At 56.2% G+C, this 1,930-nt stretch carries 2 protein-coding genes; both read right to left on the bottom strand.

Translation table 11 applies throughout. The features are described from left to right. Nucleotides 1-428: alkylhydroperoxidase (locus CSA35_09820; GenBank protein PIE53722.1), on the bottom strand; the 428-nt coding region annotated here is incomplete at its 3' end. 10 nt (nucleotides 429-438) lie between these two features. Further along, nucleotides 439-1,899, bottom strand: coding sequence for a glutamine--tRNA ligase (gene glnS, locus CSA35_09815; GenBank protein ID PIE53723.1), 1,461 nt, complete (start codon nucleotides 1,897-1,899; stop codon nucleotides 439-441). Nucleotides 1,900-1,930 lie beyond the last annotated feature (31 nt).

Here is a 1,930-nt window from a genome sequence, read left to right as displayed (position 1 = left end):
AACATAATCATCCGTGTCGCGGCCAGAATGCCGCAGGCCCTCTCCCGGCCGTAGCGCTCTTCCAGGCTCTGCCACGTTTCCCTGTCCACCCTGCCCCGCTTATCCGCGTAATACTGGGCGAAGAGCACGGCAGCCGCCTCGTCCTCCGGTACATCCGGAAACTCACCGGCAAGGAACTGTTGAATTTCACTGTTATCCAGGCCGGCCTTCAGTGCCTGTCCAGTATGGAAATAGGAACACACCTCACAGCCGTTCACGGCGGTTACCGAGAGCATAATACGCTCTTTCAGCCTGTCGGAAACCAGCCCCTTCTCTGCCGCCTCACGGAAGGGACGCATACTTCTGAAAGCCTTCACGGAAATGGAGTAGATTTCCGCGAATGAGAACAACTTCCGCCCGGCCGTTTTTTCACCAAACTGCTCCAGCATAATGGCCCCGTTACACCTGGTTCTTTTTGGAGATTTTGGCCCAGGAGTCGCGCAGCCCCACAATCCGGTTAAAAACCGGTTTTGTGCCCGGCGCATGCTCTTCCCGGTCCGCCACAAAATACCCGTTGCGCATAAACTGAAAACGCTCCTCCGGCGCCGCGGACGCCAAAGCCGGCTCTATAAAGGCCTTCTCCAAAACCGTTTCAGAATGCGGGTTCAGGTAGTGGGTAAAATCCTTATCTTCCTCCACCTGTGAAACATCTTCCAGCGTTATCAGGTGGTCGTAAAGACGCACTTCCGCTGATACGGCATTGTGGCGGGAAAGCCAGTGCAGCGTGCCCTTCACCTTCCGACCGTTAGGACTCTGGCCTCCCCGGCTTTCAGGGTCGTAAGTGCACAGAAGCTCCACAGGCTCACCGGAGTTGTCACGCAGCACCTCGTTCACCCTAATGTAGTAGGCGTATTTCAGGCGGACCTCCCGGCCCGGAGCCATGCGGAACCACTTTCTGGGCGCATCGTCCATGTAGTCGCTCCGCTCCACCCAGAGCTCTCCGGAAAATTCAATGTCACGGAAACCGGCCTCGGGATTCTCCGGGTTGTTTTCCGCCTGAAACACTTCTGTTTTACCCGCGGGCCAGTTGGTAATGGTCAGCTTCAGGGGATTCAGAACCGCCATCCGCCGCTCTGCGCAGCGGTTCAGCTCCTCGCGGATATGGAAAAAGAGAAACTCCATATCCACCAGACTGTTCACCTTGCTGACACCAATTTCCTCAATGAACTTCCGTATGGCCGCAGGCGGATAACCCCGCCGGCGCATTCCCTTGAGCGTGGGCATGCGGGGATCGTCCCAGCCATGCACCAGCCCTTCCTCCACCAGACGGCGCAGATGGCGCTTGCTCATTATGGTATGCGTCAGATTCAGACGGGCAAATTCGTACTGATGCGGCCGGTGGGGCACCGACACGTTTTCAAGAAACCAGTCGTAAAGCGGACGGTGATTTTCAAACTCCAGAGAGCACAGCGAATGGGTAACCCCTTCAATGGCATCCTCATAGCCGTGGGCAAAATCGTACATGGGATAAATGCACCATTGATTCCCAGTCTGATGATGCGCTTCCTTGCGGATGCGGTAAATGGCCGGGTCGCGCATCAGGATGTTCACATGGTCCATGGCAATTTTGGCCCGCAGTATGCACTCCCCTTCATCAAATTCGCCGGCCTTCATTTTTTCCAGCAGCTCCAGATTCTCTTCCACACTGCGGCTGCGGTAAGACGAGTCCACACCGGGCCGCGTGGGCGTACCGCGGTTTTCCGCAATCTCTTCGGCACTCTGGTGGTCCACATAGGCCTTTCCCGCCTTTACCAGCTCCACGGCCCACTGATAAAACTGCTCAAAATACGATGAAGCGTGACGCGGCTCGCCTTCCCACTGAAAGCCCATCCAGCGGATATCTTCTTCAATGCCCCGCACAAACTCCTTATCTTCCTTCTCCGGATTGGTA

Origin of the sequence: Dethiosulfovibrio peptidovorans, from assembly GCA_002748665.1 — a bacterium.
Taxonomy (GTDB): Bacteria; Synergistota; Synergistia; order Synergistales; family Dethiosulfovibrionaceae; genus Dethiosulfovibrio; species Dethiosulfovibrio peptidovorans_A.
Note: the sequence above shows the minus strand (reverse complement) of the source record. Positions and strands in the feature narration are given on the sequence as shown.